This window comes from Fulvivirga imtechensis AK7, from assembly GCF_000331535.1.
GTDB classification, from domain to species: Bacteria; Bacteroidota; Bacteroidia; order Cytophagales; family Cyclobacteriaceae; genus Fulvivirga; species Fulvivirga imtechensis.
Genome location: NZ_AMZN01000205.1, coordinates 1 through 1,392 on the forward strand (window position 1 = coordinate 1; position 1,392 = coordinate 1,392).

General features: G+C 35.9%; 1 protein-coding gene. It reads right to left on the bottom strand.

The features are described from left to right. Positions 1 to 444 precede the first annotated feature (444 nt). Positions 445 to 1,305, bottom strand: a complete 861-nt coding sequence (locus C900_RS27800; protein WP_157494298.1) for a hypothetical protein — start codon at positions 1,303 to 1,305, stop codon at positions 445 to 447. Between the last annotated feature and the right edge of the window lie 87 nt (positions 1,306 to 1,392).

Genomic DNA, 1,392 nt, shown 5'->3' on the forward strand with positions numbered 1-1,392 from the left:
AGCATCTTATTTTTATTATCTAGTAATTAGCCAAAGTCAAGAGCACGGAAGTAACTTCCGCGCTTAGGCACAAGTCGCAGACTTGCGCCAGTTTGGGGCAAAGCTAGGTTTTAATTATCTTACTTTGTCTAATATCAATAACAGTAACTATGACTAATAACAAAATTATCATCACTGCAATCAATTTGGTCAGAGATGAAATTTTATGACTCTTGGAAACCCCAACATTAAGCTTATTATTCAAACTTTGCATTTCAATTTGAGTTGCTTCAGATAATAATTTGTAGGCATCACTGGTACCGATGTCATCATACAAGTCAGAGTATCTATTGTACAAATTCAGACTGTCAGAACTTGACAAATTAACCATATAAGTTATTACGACTAAGCCTGCCACTATTAGCACACGTAGAAATACTTTAAGGAAGAGATGTCTCATACTTGTTACTTTTTAAGTATCTTATTTTGAGGTATATTATTAACTTCTCTAAATCCCAGATTAGTAGGTCCGAAGTTGGTATTGTTAATGTAGTATTTGTGTTTTGTACTATGCGTATAGTTTGGCTTCGCACCAATAACGGCATCTCTGGCTGGATCTATTCGAGGATCTCCTGATGCAATAACACGCATAGCCCAATATTGATTATAGCCTGTACCCATAGCAAATAGCGAAGTAGTAGGTGAGCTTGATAATTTTGTGGTTATAAACGAACCATAATTATCGCTACCAATCCCTATTGAAAATTTATGTCGTTCGATATAACCTTGTATGCCATTGGTAATATAATCAACGCCCCAGTCCGGTGCTGAAAAAAGCCAATTTTCAGAAAATTCTAAATTATCCCAGTAGCCTTTTTCAAGGTCAAAGCTTACATTCAAAGTAAATTCAGACAACTTCTTTTGATTAAACAATCCTGCATTGGGGCTACCTTCACCATTTTCGCCAAAAAGCTTATCTGCATCGAATATATCCAGTTGAAAAAATATCTTGGTTATACTTATTGACTCAGTAAGCTTAGTACTAGTAAAACCCGTTTCACCACCGGCTGTAAATCTATATGTATCAAAGTTCAATGAACCATCGGCACCATAGTTTATAGCAAAACCTTCTCCTCTTGCTAGGCTTGACCATTGAGAATAAGCTAATTTAATATCATTACCAGATAAATAAGTGATACCCTTTCTTGAAGCCGAAAATAAATCAAGAGCAAAATCAAAAAAAAACCCACTACTATTTGATCTGTTAATATAACTATTAAAGTTTCCAAACCTCTCGGCAGCAATACCACTTAAAGGATTTCTCATACCCCTCCTGCCTCCGTCAACGGGTGTCAAGACAATTGGCCTTTTAAAATTCGGATTGGCATCATAGTATACGCTGTAGTAGCTGTG

Bases quoted from the DNA above. Each gene is read 5' to 3' on its own strand.
- C900_RS27800 (WP_157494298.1), bottom strand. From the start codon at position 1,305: ATGAGAAATCCTTTAAGTGGTATTGCTGCCGAGAGGTTTGGAAACTTT.